The sequence below is a fragment of the Collinsella sp. AM24-1 genome (assembly GCF_003470325.1).
GTDB lineage: Bacteria > Actinomycetota > Coriobacteriia > Coriobacteriales > Coriobacteriaceae > Collinsella.
In genome coordinates, this window is record NZ_QRHM01000013.1 from 660 (window position 1) to 27,198 (window position 26,539).

At 60.5% G+C, this 26,539-nt stretch carries 25 protein-coding genes; 16 read left to right on the plus strand and 9 right to left on the minus strand.

What is annotated here, in order from left to right; all coding sequences use genetic code 11:
• Nucleotides 1-191: 191 nt before the first annotated feature.
• On the minus strand, nucleotides 192-1,955 hold the full coding sequence (locus DW661_RS06225) for a hypothetical protein (protein WP_118935047.1): 1,764 nt from the start codon (nucleotides 1,953-1,955) through the stop codon (nucleotides 192-194).
• A gap of 294 nt (nucleotides 1,956-2,249) precedes the next feature.
• Between DW661_RS06225 and DW661_RS06230 the strand changes: the two genes are divergently transcribed.
• The 5 genes from DW661_RS06230 (at nucleotide 2,250) to DW661_RS06250 (ending at nucleotide 6,340) form a co-directional block, all read left to right on the plus strand.
• Nucleotides 2,250-3,050, plus strand: a complete 801-nt coding sequence (locus DW661_RS06230) for an SDR family NAD(P)-dependent oxidoreductase (RefSeq protein WP_006235414.1) — start codon at nucleotides 2,250-2,252, stop codon at nucleotides 3,048-3,050.
• Between the two features lie 454 nt (nucleotides 3,051-3,504).
• A complete protein-coding gene (gene tgt, locus DW661_RS06235) occupies nucleotides 3,505-4,644 on the plus strand; it encodes a tRNA guanosine(34) transglycosylase Tgt (protein WP_055250876.1) in 1,140 nt (379 codons plus the stop codon).
• A gap of 213 nt (nucleotides 4,645-4,857) precedes the next feature.
• On the plus strand, nucleotides 4,858-5,616 hold the full coding sequence (locus DW661_RS06240) for a TIGR00730 family Rossman fold protein (protein ID WP_118935049.1): 759 nt from the start codon (nucleotides 4,858-4,860) through the stop codon (nucleotides 5,614-5,616).
• Between the two features lie 113 nt (nucleotides 5,617-5,729).
• Nucleotides 5,730-6,029 carry a type II toxin-antitoxin system RelB/DinJ family antitoxin gene (locus DW661_RS06245; protein ID WP_055250873.1) on the plus strand — a complete coding sequence of 100 codons (300 nt, stop codon included), beginning with the start codon at nucleotides 5,730-5,732 and terminating at the stop codon, nucleotides 6,027-6,029.
• A 2-nt stretch (nucleotides 6,030-6,031) separates the two neighbouring features.
• Nucleotides 6,032-6,340: a type II toxin-antitoxin system YafQ family toxin gene (locus DW661_RS06250; protein WP_118935051.1), complete on the plus strand. Its 309-nt coding sequence runs from the start codon at nucleotides 6,032-6,034 to the stop codon at nucleotides 6,338-6,340.
• A gap of 93 nt (nucleotides 6,341-6,433) precedes the next feature.
• Here the strand turns inward: DW661_RS06250 and DW661_RS06255 are convergent, their stop codons facing one another.
• Complete coding sequence (locus tag DW661_RS06255; protein ID WP_118935053.1) at nucleotides 6,434-7,294, minus strand: DegV family protein; 861 nt, start codon at nucleotides 7,292-7,294, stop codon at nucleotides 6,434-6,436.
• A 123-nt stretch (nucleotides 7,295-7,417) separates the two neighbouring features.
• Here DW661_RS06255 and DW661_RS06260 point away from each other — a divergent pair, with 123 nt between their 5' ends.
• The 9 genes from DW661_RS06260 (at nucleotide 7,418) to DW661_RS06300 (ending at nucleotide 17,024) form a co-directional block, all read left to right on the plus strand.
• A complete protein-coding gene (locus DW661_RS06260) occupies nucleotides 7,418-8,113 on the plus strand; it encodes an HAD hydrolase-like protein (protein ID WP_233547467.1) in 696 nt (231 codons plus the stop codon).
• A gap of 54 nt (nucleotides 8,114-8,167) precedes the next feature.
• Nucleotides 8,168-9,604 carry a M20 family metallopeptidase gene (locus DW661_RS06265; protein WP_118935055.1) on the plus strand — a complete coding sequence of 479 codons (1,437 nt, stop codon included), beginning with the start codon at nucleotides 8,168-8,170 and terminating at the stop codon, nucleotides 9,602-9,604.
• Nucleotides 9,605-9,905: 301 nt separating this feature from the next.
• Nucleotides 9,906-10,862, plus strand: coding sequence for a phosphate ABC transporter substrate-binding protein (locus DW661_RS06270; RefSeq protein WP_233547468.1), 957 nt, complete (start codon nucleotides 9,906-9,908; stop codon nucleotides 10,860-10,862).
• A 25-nt stretch (nucleotides 10,863-10,887) separates the two neighbouring features.
• A complete protein-coding gene (pstC, locus tag DW661_RS06275) occupies nucleotides 10,888-11,796 on the plus strand; it encodes a phosphate ABC transporter permease subunit PstC (protein WP_118935057.1) in 909 nt (302 codons plus the stop codon).
• The gene (pstA, locus tag DW661_RS06280) at nucleotides 11,789-12,715 is read left to right on the plus strand and encodes a phosphate ABC transporter permease PstA (RefSeq protein ID WP_117564462.1); all 927 of its coding nucleotides are present in this window, start codon (nucleotides 11,789-11,791) and stop codon (nucleotides 12,713-12,715) included. The genes pstC and pstA overlap by 8 nt, the downstream gene beginning before the upstream one ends.
• Nucleotides 12,712-13,587: a phosphate ABC transporter ATP-binding protein PstB gene (pstB, locus tag DW661_RS06285; protein ID WP_117564461.1), complete on the plus strand. Its 876-nt coding sequence runs from the start codon at nucleotides 12,712-12,714 to the stop codon at nucleotides 13,585-13,587. Before pstA ends, pstB begins: the two co-directional genes overlap by 4 nt.
• A 203-nt stretch (nucleotides 13,588-13,790) precedes the next feature.
• Nucleotides 13,791-15,650, plus strand: a complete 1,860-nt coding sequence (locus tag DW661_RS06290) for an ABC-F family ATP-binding cassette domain-containing protein (RefSeq protein WP_118935058.1) — start codon at nucleotides 13,791-13,793, stop codon at nucleotides 15,648-15,650.
• 6 nt (nucleotides 15,651-15,656) lie between these two features.
• Nucleotides 15,657-16,427 carry a Cof-type HAD-IIB family hydrolase gene (locus DW661_RS06295; protein ID WP_118935059.1) on the plus strand — a complete coding sequence of 257 codons (771 nt, stop codon included), beginning with the start codon at nucleotides 15,657-15,659 and terminating at the stop codon, nucleotides 16,425-16,427.
• Nucleotides 16,428-16,634: 207 nt separating this feature from the next.
• A complete protein-coding gene (locus tag DW661_RS06300; protein WP_055252669.1) occupies nucleotides 16,635-17,024 on the plus strand; it encodes a metal-dependent transcriptional regulator in 390 nt (129 codons plus the stop codon).
• A gap of 279 nt (nucleotides 17,025-17,303) precedes the next feature.
• Here DW661_RS06300 and DW661_RS06305 read toward each other — a convergent pair whose 3' ends face one another.
• The 5 genes from DW661_RS06305 to DW661_RS06325 form a co-directional block, all read right to left on the minus strand.
• Complete coding sequence (locus DW661_RS06305) at nucleotides 17,304-19,256, minus strand: heavy metal translocating P-type ATPase (RefSeq protein WP_187361843.1); 1,953 nt, start codon at nucleotides 19,254-19,256, stop codon at nucleotides 17,304-17,306.
• 99 nt (nucleotides 19,257-19,355) lie between these two features.
• Entirely contained in the window at nucleotides 19,356-19,574 is a 219-nt protein-coding gene (locus DW661_RS06310) for a cation transporter (RefSeq protein WP_089572082.1), read from the minus strand.
• Between the two features lie 63 nt (nucleotides 19,575-19,637).
• Nucleotides 19,638-20,003 (minus strand): helix-turn-helix transcriptional regulator, encoded by a 366-nt coding sequence (locus DW661_RS06315; RefSeq protein WP_055252065.1) that lies wholly within the window; start codon nucleotides 20,001-20,003, stop codon nucleotides 19,638-19,640.
• Between the two features lie 389 nt (nucleotides 20,004-20,392).
• Nucleotides 20,393-21,514: a hypothetical protein gene (locus tag DW661_RS06320; RefSeq protein WP_118377124.1), complete on the minus strand. Its 1,122-nt coding sequence runs from the start codon at nucleotides 21,512-21,514 to the stop codon at nucleotides 20,393-20,395.
• Nucleotides 21,515-22,153: 639 nt separating this feature from the next.
• The gene (locus DW661_RS06325) at nucleotides 22,154-23,122 is read right to left on the minus strand and encodes a 3'-5' exonuclease (protein WP_118935060.1); all 969 of its coding nucleotides are present in this window, start codon (nucleotides 23,120-23,122) and stop codon (nucleotides 22,154-22,156) included.
• A gap of 171 nt (nucleotides 23,123-23,293) precedes the next feature.
• On the opposite strand from DW661_RS06325, the gene DW661_RS06330 reads away from it, so the two are divergent.
• On the plus strand, nucleotides 23,294-24,382 hold the full coding sequence (locus tag DW661_RS06330) for a putative manganese transporter (RefSeq protein ID WP_117800473.1): 1,089 nt from the start codon (nucleotides 23,294-23,296) through the stop codon (nucleotides 24,380-24,382).
• Nucleotides 24,383-24,546: 164 nt separating this feature from the next.
• Here DW661_RS06330 and DW661_RS06335 read toward each other — a convergent pair whose 3' ends face one another.
• Together DW661_RS06335 and DW661_RS06340 are read right to left on the minus strand one after the other, a co-directional pair.
• Entirely contained in the window at nucleotides 24,547-25,029 is a 483-nt protein-coding gene (locus tag DW661_RS06335) for a DUF188 domain-containing protein (protein ID WP_055252057.1), read from the minus strand.
• Nucleotides 25,030-25,632, minus strand: a complete 603-nt coding sequence (locus DW661_RS06340) for an HdeD family acid-resistance protein (RefSeq protein WP_118935061.1) — start codon at nucleotides 25,630-25,632, stop codon at nucleotides 25,030-25,032. It lies immediately after the preceding gene.
• A 234-nt stretch (nucleotides 25,633-25,866) separates the two neighbouring features.
• Here DW661_RS06340 and DW661_RS06345 point away from each other — a divergent pair, with 234 nt between their 5' ends.
• Nucleotides 25,867-26,538 (plus strand): nitroreductase family protein, encoded by a 672-nt coding sequence (locus DW661_RS06345; protein WP_199584859.1) that lies wholly within the window; start codon nucleotides 25,867-25,869, stop codon nucleotides 26,536-26,538.
• Nucleotide 26,539: the final 1 nt, after the last annotated feature.

Below are 26,539 nucleotides of genomic sequence, written 5' to 3' on the forward strand. Positions count from 1 at the left end.
TATGTCCTGCTCATATCGTCTGTGTCGGCACTTGGGGACAGTCCTTATGTCAAGAGATTGGTGCAAGAGGGATAGGTTGCCTTGCGTCGATTTAAATAGGTTGCGGTGAGATAGTTCTTGAATTGGCCTTATTGAGGACTAAACAGGAACTATCTCACCGCAACTGCGTTGAACGTTTTTTGGCAACTGGTTTACTTGCTCGCGAAGAGCCAGACCAGGATGATCGCTAGAATCACGGCGACGATGCAGACGATGGCACCGGTGAATTTGATGCGTGAGTCGCGGGTGCGCTCTCGTACGTCATCCTCGGTAGCCTCGAGCTGGGCCACTTCGCGCTCGGTTTCGGCGTGTTCGGCCTTATCTCGTGCCAAGGACCCGGCGAGCGATTCAGTGATCTCTGGGTGGTCGTGTACTTCGGTCGCCTGTTCGATGATCGACTGTGCATGTGCGGCATCTGCTTGGGCGTTGGCGATGGTCTGCTCCTGGTCGCGGCGTGCCTTGTCCTCCGCGGCGATCTTCTCGCGCAGTTCGCGCTGACGAGTCGCGGCGGCAGTCTTCGCCGTCTGCAACTCGTCGCGCGCGGCATCGGCTTCGGTCGTCACGGCTTGGTGCGCGCGTTTTGCGTCGGCGATAGGGGCTTGAGCCTGCTCGACGGCCTGCTCGGCTGCGGCAAGTGAATGCTCAAGGTCGGCGGTGATGCGCGGGACATCTTCTTCGGCTTTACGCAGGGCATCTGCCGTGTCGGAAATCTGCATCGAGAGCTCGCTGGTGCGCACCGTATAGTTGGCGGGATTTGCCGAGGGATTGCGTTGCAGCTCGGCATACTCATGACGCAGCGTCTCGAGCTGGGCGCGCGTGGCGTCGACGGTTTGTTGTGCGGCGGCAATGCCGGTGTCTCGCTCTGCCTTCACCTTGTCGCGGATGCGCTTGGAATCCTCAAGACGTCGAACGAGGCGGTTGCCGGTCTCGCGCGAGCTCGCCTCGCGGGCCTCCACGGCATCGAGCGCGGCCTTCAGGCGGAGCTCAGTCGCGTCATCCTCTGTCTTCATTTGTTCGAGCTGACCCTTGAGCTCTGTCGCTTTGGAGGCGTGGGCATCACGGTCAATCTCGGCGGCCGCTGCAGTCTTTTGGGCCGTGGCAATCGCCTGGCGCTGGTCGGCGACGATCTGATCGTAGCGGCCTGCGATATCCTGGCGTGTCTCGAGTTCCTCGGCCTGATCGGCAATGCGCTGCTCAAGTTCGGCCAGGTGGGCGCGGGCATCGGCAAGTGCCTTTTTCGCGGCGTTCATCTCGCGCATGGCCGAGGCACCTTGGGCGATAAAGGTGCCCACGGCGTTCGCAGTGTTCGAGACAGCGGTCCCCAGATCGCGGCTCGCGGCGGGGGAGTGCGGGGCAGTCGGGCGAGCGGTGTCGGCAGCGTCAACATCGGTAGTTTGTGGCGCGGCGATATTGCCGGTGCCGCCTTCGATCACGGAAAAGCCCGCTGCGTGCGGGTCGACTGCGTCGGCGCCGATCGTGGGGTGCTCGAGTTGCAGGAACGAGGGCATGGTGCTGCCCTGGTCGGCAACCGGAGTCTCGCCGGGTACGAAGGTCGAGGCTGCCTCGGCGGCCTCCTCTTCCCCGGCGTCAACGTCAGCGTCGGCCACGGCGTCTTTCATCGCTTTGACGGCATCCATCATGGAGTCCATGACGGCGTCGAGCTCTTCTTCCGAAGAAACCTCGATAGGGCCCGCAGCTTGCGGAGCAGCATCCTGTACAGGGGCGTCGTCCTGAGCGGGCACATCGTCATTTTGCTCGCCTGCATCTTCGGCGCCGGGGGTTTCCGCCGTAGCGCTTTCGTCCAAGATGGGGTCGTCGAGGTCAATATCATCGCAGGTCACAGCGTCAGCATCTGCGGTGACGTCTGCGGAATCATCAATATGCTGTTGAGTCTGGGGGTCCAGCTCGTCTGTCATAGGCATGTGCTCCTCATCGTTGTTTGTCACCCTATGATAAAGTCTCGCGCCGACATCCCGCGCGCTGCAGCAAAGTTTCAAAACGTGTTCGATGGCTCGCGTCGATAGCAAAAACTCGGCCACTTTATCCAGTTTGTACTTGACAATCCCTTCGCCGAAAGACGTTATGCCGTTCGCCTGCCGAGGCCTTTTCTTTTCACTTGAACCCGTTAAAGTTGCATTTCAGCTTTTGTCGCGTTTATTTGGATGCGCGCAGTCGGCGGGTGCGCCCGTCGCGATTTGAAAGGACTTTATATGGGACTTTTCACTGGTAAGACCGTGATCGTCACCGGCGGCGGCAAGGCCACGCTCAAGGACGGCTCCGCTGGCTCCATCGGCTACGGTATCGATATCGCTTTTGCCAAGGAGGGCGCAAACCTCGTCATTACCGGCCGCAACGTTGCCAAGCTCGAGGCCGCCAAGGAATCCCTCGAGGCCGAGTACGGTGTCAAGGTTCTGCCTGTTCAGGCCGATGTCTCGGCTGGTCAGGACAACGAGGCTGTCGTCCAGAACGTCATCGACAAGGCCATTGAGGAGTTCGGCCGCATCGACGCCGTCGTCAACAACGCTCAGGCCAGCGCCTCGGGCGTGACGATCGCCGATCACACCATGGACCAGTTCAACCTCGCCATTTACTCCGGTCTGTATGCCACCTACCTGTACATGCAGAAGGCCTACCCGCACCTGAAGGAGACCAAGGGCTCCGTGGTCAACTTTGCTTCGGGCGCCGGCCTGTTTGGCAACTATGGCCAGTGCAGCTACGCCGCTGCCAAGGAGGGTATCCGCGGTCTGACCCGCGTCGCTGCCAACGAGTGGGGCAAGGACGGCATCAACGTCAATATCGTTTGCCCGCTTGCTTGGACCGCTGCGCTCGAGAACTTCCAGGATGCCTATCCTGAGGCGTTCAAGGCCAACGTCCACATGCCGCCGGCTGGCCACTACGGCGACGTCGAGAAGGAAATCGGCCGCGTTGTCGTTCAGCTCTGCGGTCCCGACTTTAAGTATATGAACGGCGAGACCGTCACCCTCGAGGGTGGCATGGGCCAGCGTCCGTAGGGTTACGCGGTTTTACCAAACCGCGTAACGGGTCGACGCTGCGCGGTCACCAGGGCGACAACTTGTCATTCAAAGAGGGCGGCATGACCAGAAGGTCAATGCCGCCCTCTTTTCATGCCAATTTGTTCGCCCTGGTGACCGCTCGCTGACGTTGTCAAAACATCGGCGTTGCCAAAACATCGGCGTTGGCGTGGCTGGTAAATAGCTCCACTCATCGGGGACGTACTTAAATGAGTGCCCGCAGAATGAAAGTGGATAATCTCCCGTTTTTGGGCTGTGCTTTGGGCAAAAGTGGGAGATTATCCACGCTCATCCGGTAAGCGTCCAAAAATTCACGCTCATTTGCCGTGTCCCTGCCGTATCCTCCTCGCGCCAGTTTCTGTCGAGTCGGTGCTTCTTGCGGGTTGCCCGTATAATGGTTTGCGTATGAACCGCAACCAAGGAGTTCCAGTTTATGGACCAGAACCTTTTTAAATTCGACCTGATTGCCGAGGATCCGACGACGCACGCGCGCGCCGGCGTGCTGCACACCCCGCACGGCGACATCGAGACGCCGATCTTTATGCCCGTGGGCACCAAGGCAAACGTCAAGGGCATTCCTACCGAGACTGTCAAGAAGCTCGGCGCCCAGATCGTGCTCGCCAATACCTATCATCTGTCCATGCGTCCCGGCGAGGATACCATCGCCGAGCTGGGCGGCCTGCACAAGTTCATGAACTGGCACGGCCCCATCCTCACCGACTCGGGCGGTTTCCAGGTCTTCAGCCACAACGATGCCGTCAAGCTCACCGATGAGGGCGTGCGCTTTATTGTCAACGATTACGACGGCCGCCACGTGTTTTGGACGCCCGAGGACAACATGGAAATCGCCATGAAACTCGGCTCCGATATCTGCATGCAGCTCGACCAGTGCCCGGGCTATCCCGCCACGCGCGCCTACGTTGAGCGCGCCGTTGAGCTGTCGAGCATGTGGGCCGAGCGCTGCTATAAGGCGCATACCCGCGATGACCAGGCGCTCTTTGGCATCGTTCAGGGCGGCATGCACCTGGATCTGCGCCTGCGTTCGCTGCGCCATCTGGAGGAGTGCGGCGACTTCCCGGGCTATGGTATCGGTGGCTATTCGGTGGGCGAGGATCACGAGACCATGTTCGAGACCCTGGCGCCGCTCGTGAGCGAGTACATGCCCAAGCATAAGCCGCGCTACCTGATGGGTGTCGGCAACCCCACCACGCTCGTACGCGGCGTGGGCGTGGGCATCGACATGTTCGACTGTGTGCTGCCGACGCGCACCGGTCGCATGGGTACGGCGTTCTCCAGTGAAGGTCGCCTTAACTTCCGTAACGCGCGCTTTGCGCACGACGACGGCCCCATCGACCCCACCTGCACCTGCCCGGTGTGCACGGGCGGCTACAGCCGCGCGCTCATTCGCCACATGGTCACGCAGAAGGAGATGCTCGGCGGCATTTTGCTTTCGATGCACAATATCTACTACCTGCTCAACCTTATGCAGCGTGCCCGCCAGGCCATTATCGAGGGCCGCTACGGCGCATTCGTGAGCGATTGGATGAATAGTCCTGCCGCGGTGGATTACTAAGGGCGACAGACACGCTTGCAGAGCGTGGGCAACGGCAATGGTCGGGCGCCAGCCGGTCGTCACATTCGTTGACACCGGCTGCGCGACCGCTGACCGATAGCTTGCAAGTGCTTGATGCGTCGTGGGTACCATACCGAATAGTTGATGCTCGGGCGGGTGTTTGACGCATAGCGTCGACCCCGCCCGTTTTTCTTTTTCTCGATAGGAGTACCCATGATTAAGAATGAGAACGTCGAGGGCGAGCCTGCCTACGACGAGACGTACCGCCGCGGCCCCGTGGTCATGCGCGGCCCCATGATTCCTAAGGACAACACCTACGCCAACCTGCTGGCGCCCGAGGAGTCGACTGACTGGCTGCACGCCGACCCCTGGCGCGTGCTGCGAATTCAGGCAGAGTTTGTCGATGGCTTTGGCGCACTTGCCGAGCTTGGACCTGCGGTGACTATCTTCGGTAGCGCCCGCACGCCCAAGACCGATCCGCTCTACAAGGCGGCGCGCACCGTCGGGCGCAAGATCGCGCAACGTGGCGTGGCGGTCATCACCGGTGGCGGCCCCGGCATCATGGAAGCGGCCAACAGGGGAGCAGCGAGTGTCAACGGCAAGTCAGTTGGCCTAGGTATTGAATTGCCGCACGAGCACGGGCTCAACAAATATGTGAACCTTGGCATGGACTTCCGTTACTTCTTTGTGCGCAAGACCATGTTCGTCAAATACAGCTCGGGCGCCATCGTATTTCCCGGTGGCTTTGGTACGCTCGACGAGATGTTCGAGGTGCTCACGCTGGTGCAGACGCACAAGGTCAAGCGCATGCCGCTCGTGCTGGTGGGCAGCGAGTCCTGGCAGGGCCTGTTCGACTGGCTCAACGGTCCGGTGATGGACGCCGGCATGATCAGTCCGCTCGATCCGGATCTGGTACACATTACCGACGACCTCAACGAGGCCGTTGACATTGCGCTCAGCGGGCTGATGTAGATCAATCGTGCCCACGCGACATGAATACGCATGGCAATCTGATGTTATCTAACATCAGATTGCCATTTATATTGGGTATACTGGTGTAAAAGACGAGGGCGAGGAGGTCGCAAATGTCTACAGCAACAGTTAAGCCTACGACGGTTCGAATCGAAGAGGGGCTCAAGGAGCAGGCGACTGAGTTCTTGGATTCGGTCGGCCTCAGCCTCAATTCCTATCTCAATCTTGCCGTTCGGCAGCTGGTAAATCAGCGAAAGATTCCTTTTGAGATTGTAGGAAGGGCGGAGGTGCCCAACGAGGTGACGAGGCGCGCCATGGTGATCGCCGAGGCTCATGAGCTGGGGATTTTGCCGGACGATAGCCTGTCATTCAATAACGCTGATGAGCTTATGTCATTCCTCGATGAGGAATAGCGATGTTCGAGATTAAAGTCGAGGCTCAATTAAAGGTGGACTACAAACGAACGATGCGCATGCATCCGCAGCTAAAAAGTGAGTTTAAAGCGGCGGTTGCAGAGCTTGTGGCTCATGGGTCACTTCCGGCGGAGTATGGCGCCCACGAGCTCTCAAACCCGGGCGGAAACTACAACGGCCACATCGATTTCCACCTATCCGATGGCTTGGTCGATGTGGTCGTTCTTTATCTTCCCCATAAGACTAATCCAGTGATTAGGCTGGTGAGAATGGGCACTCATCAGGAACTGTTTCAGGGTTCGCTGGGCTGATCGCCGATTTCTAAGTTGCGGTGGAATAGGGATTGATTTGCGGCTGATAAGCCAAAAACAGTTCCTATTCCACCGCAAGTGGTAAAGGTGCCCCTAGTGGATGGGCTGGTAACGAGGACAGTAGCTGATGGCGATGGCGTCGACGCCTACATGGGTGGCGATGGTGCAGCCGATGGGGCCAGTGCCGGCGTCTACGTAATCCCGGCCTGCGAGCGCCTGGTTAACAAGTTCCTGCTCCTCGGCGGCGCCGGTCGTGAGCACACGCACGCTTGAGCCCGGGTGCTCGTCCAAAAACGCGAGGCAATCTGCCATGGTGTTGGCGACGATGCGCTTGGCGCCGCGGCCCTTTTTGATGGCCTTGATCTCGCCCGATTTCCACTCCGGCGAAACGGCCAGGCGAATGTTGAGCATCTGCGTGAGCTGGCCGGCGAGCTTGGGCGCGCGGCCGTTCTTAACGAGGTTCTCGAGCGTGCGGGGAATCAGCAGCAGGTGGGCGTCGGGCAGGGCCGCGCGGATCTGCGCCTCGGTCTCGTCCAGGCTGCGGCCGTCCTCGCGCATAGCCAGCGCGTACTCCACCAGCAGGCCCTCGGCACCCGAGCCGGTGCGCGAGTCGATGCAGCGCACGTCGAGCTCGTGCGTTTCGGCCGTCAGGCTGGCGTTGGCATAGCAGGCGGACCACTCGCTGCACAGCGAGATGAAGATGGCGCTATCGTGGCCGTCGGCGAGCACGCGGTCAAAGAGCGCCTTGAACTCGCCGGCGCTCGGCTGCGAGGTGTGCGGCAGCTGCTCGGAGCCAGCCATGCGGGCGACGTACTCCTGGGCGGTGATCTGTACCTGGTCGAGCAGGTCCTCGCCCTCGATAATCACATGCAGCGGAATCACGTAAATGCCGAGCTCTTGGGCGCGGGCGGGGGAGATGTCCGACGTGGAGTCGGTTATGATGGCAAAAGACATAATTGCACCTTTCGTTGGGGCGCTTGCGCGCCGCCTTCTGAGAGCAAAGTGCGACAAGTATAGTGGAGTCGTTCCACATTACTAGGTTCAATTGTTGAATAGTCAACAGTTTGAAGTGTCGGTGTGGAAATCATCAACTGGGGAAGAGGAATGCCGATGGAGGCGTTGGAGATAGGCAGACGGCCGGTCGTGCTGTTCGATTTTGACGGCACGGTGGCCGATACGGGCCGGGCGGTGATGACCTCGACGCGCAAGACGCTGGCTGCGCGCGGGTTTTCGGAGGCGCAGATGGGTGATCTGCGCCGCATGATCGGGCCGCCCCTGTGGAAGAGCTTTCACGACTTTTATGGCTTTTCCCGCGAGGAGTCGCTTGTGGTGGCCGATGAGTACCGCGCCTTTTTTGATGAACTGGGACCGGAGGAGTATCCTGTGTTCAATGGGGTCCCCGAGCTGCTGGATGGGTTGGTCGCCCAAGGCAAACGTATGGCCGTGGCGACGTCGCGCATGGAGGCCAAGTGCATCGACATGGTGCGTGAGCTCGGGCTCTCTCAGTTCGAAGCCGTGGTTGGCATGAATCCGCCGCTGGGGCGCGAGACCAAGGCCGATTCGGTCCGCGATGCCCTGGCGGCGCTCGGCGCGACGGCCGACGATGCCGTGATGATCGGCGATCGCTTTAACGATGTGGAGGGCGCGCACGCAATGGGCGTGCCGTGCATCGGCATCTATTCGGGCGCGGCGGCGCCGGGCGAGCACGAGGCGGCGGGTGCCGATGCGGTGGTGCACTCGGTGGCCGAGCTTGCTAAACTTTTCGCTATCTAATGACGTAATGTGAGGGGCGAGCGCGCTCGCCGCTCATTGGTAAGGAGGTCGTCCATGAATCAGGTGGAGCAGAGCGTTGCCGAATATGTCGACGAGGTCTGGGAAGATGTCGTCGCCGATATCGAGCAGCTGGTGAGCTATCCGTCTGTGGCCGTTGCTGCCGATGCGGAGCCCGGTGCGCCGTTTGGCCGCCCGGTTCGTGATGCGCTCGATTGCGCGCTCGGCATTGCGCAAAAGCTCGGCTACCAGACGAGCGATGACGAGGGCTTTGTGGGCATCGCCGATATTCCGGGCCGCGGCGATAAGCAGCTCGCGACTATCTGCCATGTGGACGTGGTGCCTGCCGGCCCCGGCTGGAATACCGACCCATTTGCGATGGAGCGTCGCGAGGGCTGGCTGCTCGGCCGCGGCGTGATCGACGACAAGGGCCCGGCGGTGCTGTCGCTCTACGCTGGCGCTTATCTGCTCAAACGCGGCATTGTGCCGCGCTATACCTTCCGCGCGCTGCTGGGCTGCGATGAGGAAGTGGGCATGTCCGACGTTCACCATTATCTGGAGAACCACGCAGACCCCGACTTTCTGTTTACGCCCGATGCCGAGTTCCCGGTCTGCAATGCCGAGAAGGGCCAGTTTGGGGCGACATTTGTGAGCTCCAAGATCGACGGCGGCCGTATTGTGTCCTGGAGCGGTGCCGAGGCGAGCAACGCCATTCCGTCGCAGTCTATCTGCGAGCTTGCGATTGACGCCGATGAGCTGCCGGCACCGGTCGAGAACGCCGACCGCCTGGAGATCACAGCACTCGACAACGGACATGCCCAGATTTTCGCCCACGGCATTGGCGGTCATGCCTCGATGCCCGAGGGAACGATCAATGCCGTCGGCCTCATCGTGGCGTATCTGCGCGAGGCCGAGGATGCGTTTGGCGCCCGTGACGAGCGCCTGTTGACGCCTGCGGAGCACGAGTTTGTCAAGTTTTTGGCTTTTGTGCATGCGGACGCCTATGGTCGCGGCCTGGGAATCGATGCGACGAGCCCGGCGTTTGGCCCGCTCACGTGCAGCCCCGGCGTGATCCGCGTGGCGGGTGGTCACATTGAGCAGGTCATCGACGTGCGCTTCCCCGACAGCACGAGTGCCGATACCATCCGCGAGCAGCTCGAGCCGCTCGTGGGCCGCTTTGACGTGACGTGCCGTGTGGGTCGTGCCAAGGTGCCGTTCTCGGTGTCTGCCGACGACCCGGCCGTGAAGGCGCTGATTGACACCTATAACGAGTTTACGGGTAAGCATGCCGAGCCTTTTGCCATGGGCGGTGGCACCTACGCGCGAAACTTTGCGCGCGCCGTCTCGTTTGGCCCCGAGGAGACCGGCCTGGAGCTGCCCGCATGGGGCGGCCAGATGCACGGCCCCAATGAGTGCGCCAACGAGGAACAGCTCAAGCAGGCGCTCAAGATCTACATCGTGGCAATCTTACGTTTGAACGAGCTTGAGCTTTAAGGCTGCAGCGTTTTAACAACTTAGCACCCCTTTCGTCCGGGCTTTTTAAGTTGCGGTGGAATAGTTCCTAGAATGGGCCATTTGATGGCCAAGCAGGAACTATTTCACCGCAACTTTGTTTTTATTGGTGTAAAAGGCGGGTCATGCTTGGTGGCGGGTTTGTTATTCGTTTGTAAAGCCGAGCCGCGCTTGCGGTAAGGGTCTATCAGATGCCCGTAAAAAACCGCAGTTGGCGCGGGCGCTGCCCGGTCGGGGCCGTATCTTTCCAAACAGCAAAGCGGGCAGGGTGCCCGCGAGTCGCATGTATGAAAGGAAGATCATGCTCGATCAGGCTTATTCTCGTCGTCAGTTCCTCGGCCTCGCTGGTGGTCTTGCCAGCATCGTCGGTCTCGGTCTCGTTGGTTGCGGTGGCTCCAACGCCGCCAACACCGCTGCTGAGGGCAGTGCCGCTGCTGCCGAGTCCGTCTCGGGCGAGGTGACCTACGACGGCGCTTCTTCGTTCCAGGCTCTCGTCGAGGCTGCTGCCGAGAAGTTCATGGATGCCAACCCGGACGTCTCCGTCTCCGGTTCGGGTAACGGTTCGGGCAAGGGCCTGACCGCTGTCGCCGCCGGCACCGTCACCATCGGTAACTCCGACGTCTTCGCCGAGACCAAGCTCGAGGCCGACCAGGTCAAGAACCTCGTCGACCACGAGGTCGCCGTCGTGGGCATGGGCCCCGTCGTCTCCAAGAACGTGACAGTCGACGACCTGACCCTCGAGCAGCTCAAGGGCATCTTCTCCGGCCAGATCACCAACTGGAAGGAGGTCGGCGGCGACGACGCCACCATCGTCGTCCTCAACCGCAAGGCCGGCTCCGGTACCCGCGCCACCTTCGAGGCCGCCGTCTTTGGCGACGAGGCCGTCGACTTTAAGGGCGACGCCGAGCTCGACAAGTCCGGCGACGTCCAGACCCAGATGGGCAGCACCGACAACGCCATCTCCTACCTCGACTTCTCGCACTTCGATGACTCCAAGTTTAACGCCATCAAGGTCGAGGGCGTGGAGCCCAAGAGCGCAAACGTCACCGACGACTCCTTTAAGATCTGGGCGACCGAGCACATGTACTGCGCTAAGGACGCTGACGACGCCACCAAGGCCTTCCTGGAGTTCATGCTTTCCGACGACGTCCAGGGCAAGCTCGTCGAGGAGCAGGGCTTCATCCCCGTCTCTGCCATGAAGGTCGTCAAGGACGCCAGCGGCAAGGTCTCCGCTAAATAAGTAATCGCCCCCGGAAAGGTTTGCAATGGCAAAACAGCTGCCAAAGCGCGACCTTGAGAACGTGGGCCTGGGCGTCACGGGCGCGTGCGTAGCGCTCGTGACGCTTGTCGTTGCCGCGCTCATCTTTATGGTCGCCCAAAAGGGCCTCTCGGCTTTTGTCAAGGACGGCGTCTCGGTCATCGAGTTTTTTACCGGCACCAAGTGGGACCTGGCCAACACGGCTGATAACGGCCTGCCTTATACCGGCGCCCTGCCCCTGATCATCACCTCGTTTTCGGTCATGGTGCTCTCCACGCTCATCGCGCTGCCCATCGCCATCGGCTCTGCCATCTTTGCGGTCGAGATCCAACCCAAATTTGGTTCCAAGATCTTTCAGCCGCTTATTGAGCTTTTGACCGGTATTCCCTCGGTCGTCTTTGGCCTGATCGGCTTCCACGTGGTCGTCGGCCTTATGAAGAGCGTTTTCCACGTGAGCACGGGCCTGGGCATCCTGCCCGGCGCCATCGTCCTGGCTGTTATGATCCTGCCGACGATGACCACGCTTTCGGTCGACGGCCTGCGCGCCGTGCCCGATAGCTACCGTCAGGGTTCGCTCGCGCTGGGCTACACTCGCTGGCAGACCATCTGGCACGTGGTACTCAAGTCCGCCATGCCGTCGCTCATGACCGCAGTCATCCTTGGCATGACCCGCGCCTTTGGCGAGACGCTCGCCGTGCGCATGGTCATTGGCGGCATCGAGGCCATGCCGACGTCGCTGCTGTCGCCGGCGTCTACCATCACCACCACGCTCACCACGTCCATGGCGGTCTATGCCGAGGGCTCGGCCCAGGACGACGTCCTGTGGGCGCTCGGCCTGCTGCTGATGGGCATGAGCCTCATCTTTATCCTGATCATCCATCTCATTGGCCGCAAGGGGGCGAAGGCTCGTGGCTAGCACGCGCATCCATATCGACGAGGCGAGACTCGGGCGTGTCCAAAGGCAAGACCGTATCGCCACGGGCGTGCTGACGGCGATTGTCGCCATCGTCATGCTTATCGTCGTCTCCATGGTGGCCTACATCCTGTTCGAGGGCATCTCGACGCTGTTCCAGCCGGGCTTTCTCACGCAGCCCGCACGCGCCAACGGAACGCAGGGCGGCGTGCTCTACCAGCTGTTCGACTCGTTCTATCTGCTGCTGATTACCCTGATAATCTCAGTGCCCATCAGCCTGGGCGGCGCGGTCTTCCTAGTTGAATACGCGCCCGACGGTCCCATTCGCGACATCGCCTCGACCGCCATCGAGACGTTGTCTTCGCTGCCCTCCATCGTCGTCGGCATGTTCGGCTTTCTGGTGTTCTCGGTGCAGCTGGGCTGGAAGTACTCCATCATCTCCGGCGCCGTCGCGCTCACCATGTTCAACATCCCCATCCTGGTGCGCGTGATTCAGCAGGCGCTCGAGGACGTGCCGCAGGCCCAGCGCGATGCGTGCCTGGCCATGGGCCTCACTCGCTGGGAGGCCACACTGCACATCCTGATTCCCGAGGCCATGCCCGCCATCGTGACCGGCATCGTGCTTTCGGCCGGCCGTGTCTTTGGCGAGGCCGCGGCGCTGCTCTTTACCTCGGGCATGAGCTCGCCGGTCCGCCTCAACTTCTTGAGCTTTAACCTGTCGAGCCCCACCTGCGCCTGGAACGTGTTCCGTCCCGGCGAGTCGCTGGCCGTGCACATCTACAAGATCTATGGCGAGGGCAGCCCCGAGGCCCAGCAGATCGTCTGGGGCACCGCGGCACTGCTGATGATTTGCGTGCTGCTGTTTAACGTAGTCGCCCGTATCGTGGGCAAGCAACTGGCAAGGAAGATGACGGCCGAATGAGCGATATGAATGCAACGCCCGCAACCGAGGCGGCCACGTCCGACACCCCCCAGGACTTTCTGTCGAGCGTGGGGGAGAGCGAGAGGCGCGTGCGCGTGAGCGGCAAGGCCGTGAGCGACGAGGTCGTGCTCTCCGCCAAGGACGTCAACGTGTACTATGGCGACCACCATGCGCTGCACAATACGTCGCTCGACTTCCACAAGGGTGAGATCACGGCGCTCATCGGGCCTTCGGGCTGCGGCAAGTCGACCTTCTTGCGTAGCCTCAACCTGATGAATCGCGAGATTCGCCGCTGTCGCGTGGAGGGCGAGATCAACTACCGCGGGCGCAACGTGAACACCAAGACCGAGAACACGTACGAGCTGCGTCGCTCCATCGGCATGGTGTTCCAGCAGCCAAACCCCTTCCGCAAGTCCATTCGCGACAACATCACCTTTGCGCCCAAGCGCCACGGCATCACCGACCGTGACGAGCTCGACCGCATGGTCGAGGAAAGTCTGCGCGGTGCCGCGCTGTGGGACGAGGTCAAAGACAAGCTCGACAAGAGCGCCTACGCGCTTTCGGGCGGTCAGCAGCAGCGTCTGTGCATTGCGCGCACGCTGGCGCTCAACCCCGACGTAATCCTGTTTGACGAGCCCTGCTCGGCGCTCGACCCCATCTCGACGCTGGCGATCGAGGACCTCATGTCGTCGATCGTGGCCGACCGCGCCATCGTCATCGTGACGCACAACATGGAGCAGGCGTCGCGCGTGTCCAACCGCACGGCGTTTTTCTACATGGGCGATATGGTCGAGTACGACGAGACCGACGAGATTTTCCAACGGCCCAAGGATAAGCGGCTGAATGATTACCTCACCGGCATGTTCTCCTAGTCCGGGACATGCTTGAGGCCCGCGGCGGCCACGGTTGCCGCGGGACTGATTGGAGAGGCGGGTCATCTCTTGCGGGAGATGGCCCGCCTTTTTGTGTCGTGTGCTGGTGCGCTTGCCCAAAACCACCACGAAGGCGCCCGTCCCCTTTGTGGTGGTTTTCGCTATCATGGACAACGTTGAATCTCTACGAAGGAGCAGGGCATATGGCGATTCTTTTGGGATGCGATTCCGTCAGCCTAGAGTTTCCCACCAAGCATATTTTCGATAGCGTGACGCTCGGCGTGGGCGAGGGCGCCCGCATTGGTATTGTCGGTAAAAACGGCGACGGCAAGTCGACGCTGCTGAGCGTGCTCGCCGGCACGCTGGAGCCCGATGACGGACGCGTGACGCACCGCCGCGGCACCACGATCGGTCTACTCGGCCAAAAGGATCAGCTTGTCGACACCGATACCGTGCATCATGCCGTTGTGGGCGACACGCCCGAGTATGAGTGGGCGTCGAGTCCGCGTACGCGCCAGATTCTGGCCGGTCTTATTAGCGATGTGCCCTGGGAGGGCATGGTGGGCGAGCTCTCGGGCGGTCAGCGCCGTCGCGTGGACCTCGCGCGCCTGCTGATTGGCGACTACGATGTGCTCATGCTCGACGAGCCCACCAACCACCTGGACATGCGCACCATCAACTGGCTTGCGCGTCACTTAAAGGCCCGCTGGCAGCGCGGCCAGGGCGCCATGCTCGTGGTCACGCACGACCGCTGGTTCTTGGACGAGGTCTGCACCAGCATGTGGGAGGTCCACGACGGCCAGGTCGATCCCTTCGAGGGCGGCTACTCGGCATATATCCTGCAGCGCGTGGAGCGCGACCGCATGGCCGCCGTTACCGAGGAGCGCCGTCGCAACATGGCGCGCAAGGAGCTCGCGTGGCTGAGCCGCGGCGCCCAGGCGCGTTCCACCAAGCCCAAGTTTCGCGTTGAGGCTGCTCGCGAGCTGATCGCCGACGTACCGCCCGTGCGTGACGAGCTGGAGCTCAAGCGCCTTGCCGTGAGCCGCCTAGGCAAGCAAGTCATCGATGTCATCGACGTGGATGCCGGCTATGCGGATACCGATGGTGCGCCCAAGCAGGTGCTCACCGATGTGACCTGGCTCATCGGCGCGGGCGACCGCTATGGTCTTTTGGGCGAGAACGGCGCCGGCAAGTCGACCTTGCTCGACGTGATTCAGGGCAAGATTGAGCCCACGCGCGGCCGTGTGAAGATTGGCCAGACGGTGCGCTTTGGCGTTCTGTCGCAGCAGCTCGAGGAACTCGAGCCCTACATGGGTGACACGATCCGCGAGGTGCTCGGCAACTATAAGAAGTACTACGTCATCGACGGCAAGGAGACTTCGCCCGAGAAACTTTGCGAGCGCCTGGGCTTTACGACACAGCAGCTCTGGAGTCGCATCGGCGATCTTTCGGGCGGCCAGCGCCGTCGCCTGTCGCTGCTGCTGACGATCCTGGACGAGCCCAACGTGCTTATCCTGGACGAGCCCGGCAACGACCTGGATACCGATATGCTGGCGATTGTCGAGGACCTGCTCGACGGCTGGCCCGGCACGCTGATCCTGGTGACGCACGACCGCTTCTTGATGGAGCGCGTGACCGACCAGCAGTGGGCGCTGCTCGACGGCCACCTGACGCATATGCCCGGCGGCGTGGACCAGTACCTGCGCCTGTGCAACGCTACTGCCGAGGGCGAGCCCGTGGGCGCACCGAGTGCCAAGACCGGCACGTTCGACACCGGCGCCGCAGCGGTTGCGGCCGAAAAGCCCAAGACGAGCGGGCAGCCCAACGGTCTTTCCAACGCCGAGCGTCAGAAGCTCCGCCGCGAGGTGAGCTCGCTCGAGCGCAAGATGGAGACGCAGCGCGCTCGCGTGGAGGAGGCCGAGGCTGCGATGGCTCAGGTCGATCCCACCAACTACACGGCGCTGGGCGAGCAGCAGGCAAAGATCGACGAGGCCCACGCCGCCATGGACGAGCTGGAGATGGCATGGCTCGAGGCGAGCGAAAAGCTCGAGGGCGAGGAGTAGACGAGGATGATCAAAGCCGCGTTTTTCGATATCGACGGCACGCTGCTGAGCTTTAAGACGCACCGGATTCCGGCGTCGGCGCAGCGGGTGCTCGATAGCTTTCACGAGCAGGGGATCGCATGCGTGATTGCTACGGGTCGCCCGACCTACCAGATGCCCGATTGGCTGTTCGACTTGGGTTGGGATGCGTACATTACGCTTTCGGGCCAGCACTGCTTTGATGCCGAGGGGGTTTACCGCAGCTGTCCGATTGACCCGGACGACGTTGCGGTGATCGTGGGCCAGGTGGCCGAGGGGCGCTACGACTCGCTGTGCATGCAGGGCGAGAATTCGTTTGTGAACCGCCTGTCCGAGCGCGTGGTGACGGCTGGCAGTAACGCGGGGATTGTCTACCATGAGGAGCCGTTTGAGCACGCCTTTGACGCGCCGGTCTACCAGTTTTGCGCCTTTGTTGATCCGGCCGACGAGCATATCGTGACCGATTCCGTGTCGCATTCGCTCACTACGCGCTGGTGCGATCTGTTCTGCGATATTATTCCCGCTAACGGCGGCAAGGACCTGGGCGTGGCGGCGACGCTGGAGCGCTTGGGTATCGACGCGAGCGAGGCGATCGCCTTTGGCGACGGCGAGAACGACCTGTCGATGTTCTCGGCCGTGGGCACAAGTGTGGCCATGGGCAACGCGCAGGATACCGTGAAGGCCGCGGCGACCTACGTTACGACCGCCGTAGACGACGACGGCATTTACAACGCCGCCAAGCACTTTGGGCTACTGTAGCTGCGGCCGGCACTTAGGGACGTTCCTTTTCTGCCGGCAGCTGGGGACACTCCTTGCGGGGCGTCCCCATTTTGTTTTCGTCCCGCATGTTTTGTGAAACACGGCTAACTTTTAGGCAAAGTAGTAAGACATGGGCAACTTTTGCGGTAAAGTAAATCAAGCAAAAGTATCCAAAGGCTAACTAGCAATCATCGCGAAAGGCGGCCCATGGCCCTACGTGAATCCGGAGAAGACTATCTCGAATCGATCTACGTCCTATCGGAACGTCAGGGCATCGTGCGCTCGATCGACGTTGCCGAATACTTGGGCGTAACCAAAGCAAGCGTCTCTAAAGCCATGGCGGCCTTGGAGAGCACCGGCTACGTGGAGATGGGCAAACGCGACGTGCATCTGACGGAACGCGGTCTTGAGGTTGCCCGTCAAATGTGGGAGCGCCACTGCTTTTTTGTAGGTCTGCTAGAGGACGCAGGCGTAACGCCCGAGGTCGCGTCGCAAGAGGGCTGCCACATGGAGCACTGCCTGAGCGAGGAGAGCTTCGAGAAGCTAAGATCGATGCTGAGACGGGAAGATGTAGCGGGTCCAACAACAGAAGCCTAACTGACCAACAGTAGCGCGGAGTTCACGCAAAGCGCGAACCAGCGACCGGGACCAGCGGCCCTTTCGGCCAAGTCCATTTCAGCAAAGGAACCCCGCCAGCAAGCGATGCCCAAGAACCGCCAGCTGTGTCAATGCAGGCCGGGGCCGGGCTTGGTTTTGAAAACACTCCGCAGCGCGAGGCCCGCCTTTCCGTTGCTCCGCAGGAGCAAGAAAGACGGGCCTCATGCGCGAGGACGTTTTCAAAACCAAGCCCGGCCCCGGCCGGAGGGACCACGAGCGCTACAGGTTCTTGACACCCATCGCGCGCATGGCGTTCAGGATGGCGATGATCGCCACGCCTACGTCGCCAAAGACGGCAAGCCACATATTGGCGATACCCAGCGCTGCCAGCACAAGGATCAGCAGCTTAATGCCCAGCGCAAAGATTATGTTCTGCCAAACAATCGACATGGTCTTGCGCGCCACGCGGATCGCGCGGGAAATGTTGGACGGCTTGTCGTCCATCAGCACCACGTCGGCGGCCTCGATCGCGGCGTCGGAGCCCATGGCGCCCATGGCAATGCCCACATCGGCGCGCGTAAGCACAGGCGCGTCGTTGATACCGTCGCCGACAAAGGCGAGCTTGCCCTTGCCACTTTCGGCCGCGAGTAGTGCCTCAACGCGCTCGACCTTGTCGCCCGGCAGGAGCTGCGCGTGGAACTCGTCGAGACCGAGTTGCTTGGCCACAGACGCTGCAACCTCCTCGCGGTCGCCCGTGAGCATGACGGTGCGGTTGATACCGGCGGCATGCAGGTCGCGAATCGTTTGCTCCGCATCGGCCTTAACGGTGTCTGCAATCACGATGTGGCCGGCGTACACGCCGTCAACGAGCACGTGGAGGATCGTGCCGACAACCTCACAGTCCGGTGCTTCAACGCCGGCCGCGGCGAGCATCTTGGCGTTGCCAACGACGACGTGCTTGCCGTCGATGGTTGCCGTCACGCCGTGGCCCGCGTCGTTGGCGGAGTCGCTCACGCGCTTGGGGTCGACCTCGCCCTGGTAGGCGTCGCGCACGGACTGCGCGATGGGGTGATCGGAGAACGACTCAGCAAGGGCTGCGACTTCGAGCAGCGACTGCTCGGTATAGCCAGCCTCGGGGTGCACCGCGACGACTGAGAACGTGCCGTTGGTGAGGGTGCCCGTTTTGTCGAAGACGATGGTGTCCACGTCGGCGAGCGTCTCGAGGTAGTTGGAGCCCTTGATGAGAACGCCCAGCTTGGACGCGCCGCCGATGCCGCCAAAGAAACTCAACGGTACGCTGATCACGAGGGCGCACGGGCAGCTGACGACCAGGAAGGTCAGGCCGCGCAGGATCCAATCGGACCAAGCGCCAGTCACCAGGCCGCCGCCAAGCGCGAGCACCGCGGCAGCGCCAGTGACGGCGGGGGTGTAGACGCGGGCAAAGCGCGTGATGAAGTTCTCGGTGCGCGCCTTCTTTTCGCTGGCATTCTCCACGAGCTCCAGAACACGCGCGACGGTTGACTCGCCAAAGGGCTTGGTGGTGCGCACGTGGATGAGGCCCGTCATGTTGATGCAACCGCTGATGATATCGTCGCCGGTCTTGGCCGGGCGGGGGACCGACTCGCCCGTGAGTGCGGCGGTGTCGAGCTGGGTTTCGCCCTCGACGATGACGCCGTCGATAGGCACGCGCTCGCCGGGCTTGACCACGATCACGGTGCCGACGGCGATGTCATCGGGAAAGACCTGTTCGAGTGTGCCGTCGGCTTGCTCGACGTTAGCGTAGTCGGGCGCGATGTCCATCATGGCACTGATCGACTTGCGGCTCTTGCCCACGGCGTATGCCTGGAACAACTCGCCGACCTGGTAGAACAGCATGACAGCGGCGCCTTCGGCCATGTGCGGGTCGGTGTCGGGGAAGAGCACCATGGCAAACGCGCCGATGGTCGCGACGGCCATGAGGAAGCTCTCGTCGAAGGCCTTGCCGCGGCGGATGTTATTGAATGCCTTTTGCAGTACGTCGTAGCCGGCAATCAAAAACGGCACGAGGAACAGCACAAAGCTGGCGTAGATGTTGCCGGGCTCCCCAAATGCGATAGTGAGGGCGCCGAGCTCGTCGAGGGCATAAACAACGGCAAAAATGCCCAGTGCTACCAGGATGCGGTTGCGCTTATGCTCAAGGGACTCTTTCTTCTTGCGCTTCTTCTTTTTCTTTTTGGGATCGGCGGCTGTCATGATTCAAACCTCTCATTTGAGTTTATGAACACTCGCTCATATAATTTCGCGAGCAAAGGCCGCGGCAAGCGCGGCCTCGCAGGTCAACGTATGCGCGGGTTAGAGAATGATCTCGCAGTCCGGCTCGGCGTCGGCGGTGAACTCAACGACGCGGTCCAGGACCTCGTCGAACTTGGCGTCGTCGGCCTCGAGCGTCAGCTTCTGGGTCATAAAGTTGACCGAAACGGACTTGACGCCCTCGAGCTTGGCAAGTTCGTCCTGAAGCTCGCGCGCGCAGTTGGCGCAATCGATCTCGTCGAGCTTAAACTGCTTTTTCATGGTGGGTTCCTTTCCCTGTGTTAGCGGTCTGGGTGCCGGCCGCGCTGATACCGTGGGTGATTGCTATTCGCAGATATGGCTCATGCCCTGGTTAAGCATGGTGTAGACGTGATCGTCGGCGAGCGAGTAGAGAATGTTGCGGCCGTCGCGGCGGAACTTGACCAGGTGCGACTGCTTAAGCGTGCGCAGCTGGTGCGATACTGCCGACTGCGAGGTTGCGGTCGCCTCGGCGATGTCGGCCACGCAGAGCTCGCGGCCCATGAGGGCATAGAGGATCTTGATGCGTGTGGTGTCGCTGAAGACCTTGAACAGGTCGGCCAGGTCGTACAACAGCTCCTCGTCGGGAAGGTCCTCGGGCGAGCAGGTGGTGGGGACGATCGGCTCGGTGGCCTCGATGCCAGTCTTTGTTTCATCAGCGTGGCTGCTCATTGCAACATCCTTTCATATGAACATGCGCTCATATAAATTACTTCCGATTATATGAGCGCATGTTCATATGTCAATACAATTTACGTTAACTTCGATGACTGCTTGCCGCCTCTGCGATTTTCTGCGGGTTGGGAGACATCGACGCAATGCTCGCCAACATATTTCGAGATGTTCGGCCAGCATGCTAAGAAAGCCACCTTGAGAAGCTTTAGGACTGTTCATATTTGTACTTTATCGTGTTAAATACAGCGAGAATCAGTTCTTCCTCTACGGGAGTTCCTGCAGAATCAGTTTTATCTAAAGTTATATTGAGCATTGCTGCAGCCAATCTGGCACATCGGTGGCCGAATAAGTCGAAAAATGTAGGTGGACATCCGCAGAGATCGCCTTTAGAAGAGCGAATTCTCAATTAGATCAATAATCGTGTCGTCTTCCGTGCGGTTTCCATCGATTTTTGCGAACATGTCGCATTCCCAAGGCCCATTGATTTCCTCAGCAAGGGCCCCGACGTGTTGCATGTCGTCGGGTTCTGGCACATCGTTGATGCTCGGGTCATCAGCTTGCGGATATTGGCTTGCAATTTCGCGCTTGGCGGCCTCTTCTTCTTTGAGTGTCTCCAGGACGCGGCGACCGTATTCGAAGTAGCGCCGCAAGACAAATTGACGAAGAGTTTCTTGCAGGATGGCGAAGTTATCCGGGAGTCGACCGGGCCATATCTTCTCGCGAATGCGAATCGCTTCCATGACCCGCCTAAAAGCGGACTGCTTGAAAAACGAATGACGACTAACTGTGATAACGGCATATCCCATGTTTCGCAGCGTGTTTCGGCGTTCCTCGTCAATTGATTGCTGTTCGGGCTCGTCGTGGTAAAAGCCGTTGTATTCGATATCGGTCATCGAATTTTCGAGCAGCGCGTCGAGGTAGAAAACCGTCCGTCGCGTTAGGGCGGCGTATCTTTTGGGGACTGGGATCGGATAGTCCGTTTTGATAGCGCGTATGGCTAAGCCACCCATTGACTTGGGCATTGTCAGCATCATGACAAACGCCGTTTCGAGTGGGGAGCGACAGCCTTCGCGTACATAAGAAAGTGCCTTAAGTGCTTTATTAGATCCACGATACCCCGATGCCTCTGAAAAGAAGGCTCTGAGCTCTTCAACGCTGGTTAGGGCTGGGCGCTCGCGATATTGAGTTTCGTCGGACGTTCCAAGCGCGTAGGAGCCGCAGATTTCAAAGTAATACTCAACGAGCTCCGAAAGGTTGAGGTCGGCTGCTGCTTCTAACGCGCACAGCTTGATATCGACGATGTAGACGTTCGGCTCGAGTTCTAGGTAGCTTTCTGCATCAAACGTATAGCGCGTGCAGTGGCAGATGCAGCCCTTGCGGTGCCTTTTGGCATTATTGGAAAACGTCAGCACATGGATGCTTTCAGAATCGACATTCTTTCTGTTGAGCCATGCTCGCGCCGCTTCCAGGTTGGACGTGGTCGGCGCAGACACCTTGATCTTTTCCATAGATATGGGATCGGTCGCGTGGCTTGCGAGCGAGTTGACTGTTTGGTATACAGCGCGTGCCGTGGTATGTGACAGAACGATTCCCATACGCGCATGATGGCATAGCGGACGCCATATACGCTCGAAACTTCGGGCAACGGTATTGGGGCGCGGCTTATCTTCTGCGAACGGTGGGTTTTTGAGCTGTCGTATTGAGGGGGGCAGCTTCGGCTGGGGAGGTTTCTGTCGGCTGCCCCATTTTGGTGAACTTTAGTTGCGGATTCGTAGCTTCTAAGCGTTTTTGCCGACCGCTCAGATGCCTCACCAACATAATTTGAGTTATTCGGCCTTATCCTATACGAATGGTGCGATCGCAACGTCCTATTCGAATTGATTCAGGTAGATTTATAGGGCTTGGTTGCGAAATTGGGGCGACTATAGCGCTCGATTGCGGTTCAAGGGGCCTTGACTAGTGGTTCAGCTGGCCGAACAACTCGAAAAATGTAGGTGGGCCAACCTGCCGACTATGTGAAGCACGCGTATTTGCTCGTTTTGATGAAAACTAGGGTGCAGCCATAAGGCTGCGCCCTAGTTTACTGCGTGCCGGTGTGCCCAGACGGATTGCGCTGTGCCTGGCAGGCGCTCCCGCAGATGGATCGGTTATTTCGCGAATAGGTTCTTGAGGTTGAACTCGGCTTGGACGGTGCGGAGCATGAGGTCGGTGTCGTCCAAGCCCAGGTGCTGCTCGTTGGCGTCGGCGGCGAGGGTTCCACGGCGGCGCGCCCAGTTCTCGAGCGCGGCTGGGGCGGACTCGCGGGGGAGCGAGCGCACGTCGGCGTCCAGGCTGCGGCAGATCTGGCGCGAGTCGATGACGATGATCTTGCCGGCGCGGCGTGCCTCGGCGTAGCCGTCCAGGTGGATCTTGAACCAGCTGTCCTCAAAGGCGGCGTTATGCGCCATGTACGGGTACTTCTTCATAAGCTTGAGCAGCTGCTTTTGCAGCTCCTTGTTCTCGCGGAAGGGCGTTTTGCCGTCGATGTCGTCCCAGGTAATGTGGTGGATATTCGACAGCGGCACATCTTCGCCGCGGTAGATGTCGGGCAGGCCGCAGTAGTGTGCCTCGGCGTCATGCGGGACGGCGTCGCTGGTGAGCTCCATGATCTCCCAGCCCACGTTGATGATATAGCCGCGCTCGGGTGCACGGCCGGTGGTCTCGATGTCGATACCGAGCACGGTGCCCTGGATGGGCTTGCGGGCGTAGGCCACGCCGAGCGCGTCGCGGTCGCCGCGGATTTCGCGCATAACGGACGCGGCGGTGCGCTTTTGCATCTTGCCGATGGCGGCGCAGGTGTCGGCATCGGACAGGCCGCGCGAGAGCGTCGCGGGCGTCACGTTGCGCAGACGCGCCTCGCCAATCTGGTCGCACAGGTCGCGGTTGCGGTCGGCCAGGTCGCGCACGGTGGCAAAGTCGAAGCCGGGGTCGCCCTCGGCGGTAAAGTACTCGGTCTCGAGCACCTTGAGGGCCTCCTCGCCCTTCTGGCGCTCGGACTCCATGGCGCCGTGGTCGCCGTAGATAAACATGGGGATAAACGGCTGGCGCTCGTATTCGAGTGCTTGCGATACGTTCATATGCTACTCCTTGGACGGGCCGCGTTGTGCGGCTCGAGGTTACTGAGTTATGGCGAGATGATAGTTTACCATAGGCAACTATTGGCACCGCGCCCGGGACAACTACAATACCCTAGTTGACCGCTAGGACTTTTACAATGCTGCCGAAAGACACGAAAGGTTCCATCCGTCATGGATTTACTGATTGATATTCTGCTCGACGCCGGCAAGGACACGCTGTCGCTGGTGCCGTTTTTGTTGGTGACGTATCTTGCTCTCGAGACACTTGAGCACGTTGCGGGCGACCGCGTCAACGGCGCTATCAAGCGCGCCGGCGCTGCGGGTCCCGTGGTTGGCTCGCTGCTGGGCATGGTGCCGCAGTGCGGCTTTTCGGCCATGGCGGCCACGCTGTACGCCGGCCGTGTCGTGACCTTGGGCACGTTGGTGGCGGTGTTCCTTTCGACCTCCGACGAGATGCTGCCGCTGTTGCTTGCCGAGCAGGTTCCCGTGCAGACTATGGCGATGCTTTTGGCTTCGAAAGCGCTGATCGCACTGGTCACGGGTTTTATCGTGGACGCTGCCATTCGCGGCCTGCGCCGTAACGCCCGCGCGCACGCGGCGATTCGCCGTACCGTGCTGGGAACCGCGGCCAATCCGGCCCACGTGAACTGCGCGCACGACGACCGCAGCGGCGGTGACATCATCGACGAGGTGGCCGAGGCGGGCGTGAGCGCCGACCACATCCACGAGCTGTGCGAGCGCGACCATTGCGGATGTGATGAAGACGAAGACGAGCACGAACACGGACATGGCCACGATCACGGTCATGAGGGCGAACATGAACACCATGATGGTCACGGTCACTCTCACTCCCACGAAGGGACGCCTGTCCTGTCGATCATCCGCAGTGCGATCTCGCACACCGTGCAGGTCTCGGTATTCATTTTTCTGGTGACGCTGATTCTGGTCGCCGTGCTCGAGACGTTCGGCGAGTCCGCGATCGAGCAGTTCCTGCGCGGCAACGAGACACTCGCTGTCCTGGGTTCGGCGCTTGTCGGGCTGATTCCCAATTGCTCGGCGAGCGTGGTCATTACACAGCTGTATCTGGAAGGCGCGCTGCAACTGGCGCCGATGCTCGCCGGCACGCTCATTTCCGCCGGCGTGGGTTATCTGGTGCTGTTCCGCACCAACCGCAGCGCCCGCGAAAATGCCGTGTTCCTGATCATGATGTACGTCATCGGCGCTGGCTGGGGCCTCATCCTCTCCGCCGTTGGCCTCTAAGTAGGCCTAAAAAATGGGCTTCAAATAGCCATGCTCAGCGCCTGCGCAATGCGGCGACGCATGGCATTTTGAAGCCCGTTTTTTGTTGAGCCATGGATTCCGAGCGCTCACACCGCTCAAAACAAAAAGGTAGATTTTAGGCATGTCTCAAAAATCTACCTTGGTTAGTGCAGCAACTCGGTGAGGTTGCGTTTAAAGCGGGCGCGGTCTTCGCTGGTAAATGCCGCCGGCCCGCGAGTGCGTCCGCCGGCGCGGCGCACCTTCTTTTCCTCGTGGCGAATAAACAGCTGCATGTCGATGGTTGCTTTGTCGTAGACGCGCCCGCGCACACCGATAGCGGCGGCATCGCGCCCGAGCACCATGCTCGCCAAGCCAATGTCCTGCGTCACGACCACGTCGCCCGCCTGCAGGCGTTCGACAATGGCAAAGTCGGCGCTGTCGGCGCCCACGCTCACGTCGAGCGTCGTGACCCAAAAGCCGCGTCGCGCGTGCTCGGCATCGCGCGGGTCGTCGCGGCGAATGTGCCGTTCCAGGTTTTGCGTGCTGTTGCCGGCGATAACAACGGCGACGCCCGCCCGCCGCGCGCAGTCAATCGACTCGCGCGTGACCGGGCAGGCGTCGGCATCAATAAAGAGCGTTCGCGGCATCTAGTGCACCAGTTTGCCAAATTGAATAGCGCGAACAATCAGCGTTACGCCAAACACCAGCAGCGCGGCGCCGCTAAAGATGACGAGCATCTTGGCCGACCACAGCGGATAGATAAACACGAACATGCCGGCGATGATGGAAAGTGCGCCGCTCAGGATGGCGAGGGCGCGGTTGGACGAAAGCTCGGACTCCAGAATGGACATGACACCTTCGACAATCCAGCCAAAGCCGGCCACGATAACCACCATCGTGGTGAGCGTCGCGGTCGAGAAGGCCTGGTTGCGCAGGATTATGACGCCGCCCAAGATAATGAGTAGGTTGGAGATGATGCTCGTCACGCGCCAGCCGGTGGGCAGCAGCGGCTCAAAAATGGCAGTGAACAGTCTGATGGCAGCAGTGATTACAAAGTAAAAACCCAGGACGGTCGTCAAAAAGACGAGGGACTTGGCGGGTGCAAAAAGCAGCGCGATACCAGCAATGAGTGCTAAGACGCCCGTGATGGCGTAGATCCAGCGTACGGCCTTGACGGCTTTGCCCGCCATGCTTTTCTCGTCAAATCCAAACTGGCTCGATTGCTTATCATCGTTCTTAAAGATGCCCATGATGTCTCCTTTCCGCGCGGCGTAAGCCGTATGTCTTGCAACCAGTATCGCCCAAGGGCGCCGCTGCATGGGGCGGGGAGGGCGAAATGCCGTCCCATCTTCCCGAATTGTTACCTTTGTTCCCGTTTGGATGTGGGATATTCAACAGCTGTGGAACATTGTTCGGCTGTGTGAAATTGCCTACGTTTTAGGTTAGATTTTCCTAAGAACAATTGACTTTAATTGGGGGTTCCTATGAACGAAACAGTTCCCGCGGCGCCGGTAGGCGCTGAGTCGATGGCAAAGCAAGGTTGCGAAAAGCTCGGCCTGGACACGTTTGACGCGCTGGTCCGCCGCGCCCGCACGTGCCGCCGCTTTGACGAGTCTATGCGCGTGCCGCGCGAGTTTTTGCTCGAGTTGGCGGAACTGGCGCACCTGGCTCCCTGCGGCGCCAACGCTCAGCGTCTTCGTCTTCATGTGGTGAGCGGTGCCGAGGATTGCGCGCGTGTATTTGACGAGCTCGCATGGGCCGGCGCACTTAAGGATTGGCCGGGTCCTGCTGAGGGCGAGCGCCCGACCGGCTACATCGCGATTCTGGCTGAGCGCGCCGTTCCGGGCAAGCCTGCCGCTCCCATTACCGAGGTCGACACGGGCATTGCCGCGCAGACGATGATGCTCGCCGCCCGCAGCGCCACGCCCGAGGTGGCAGCCTGCATGTTCAAGGCCTTTACGCCCCATGCGATCGATGCTATGGGGCTCGATAACGACAAGTATGAGCTCAAGCTGATCATGGCGTTTGGCGTTCCGGCCGAGACACAGGTGATCGATGCGATCGATTCCAACCCCGACGGCTCCATCAATTATTGGCGCGACGAGGCGCGGGTGCACCACGTACCCAAGCGTTCGCTCGCCGACGTGCTGGTGTAGT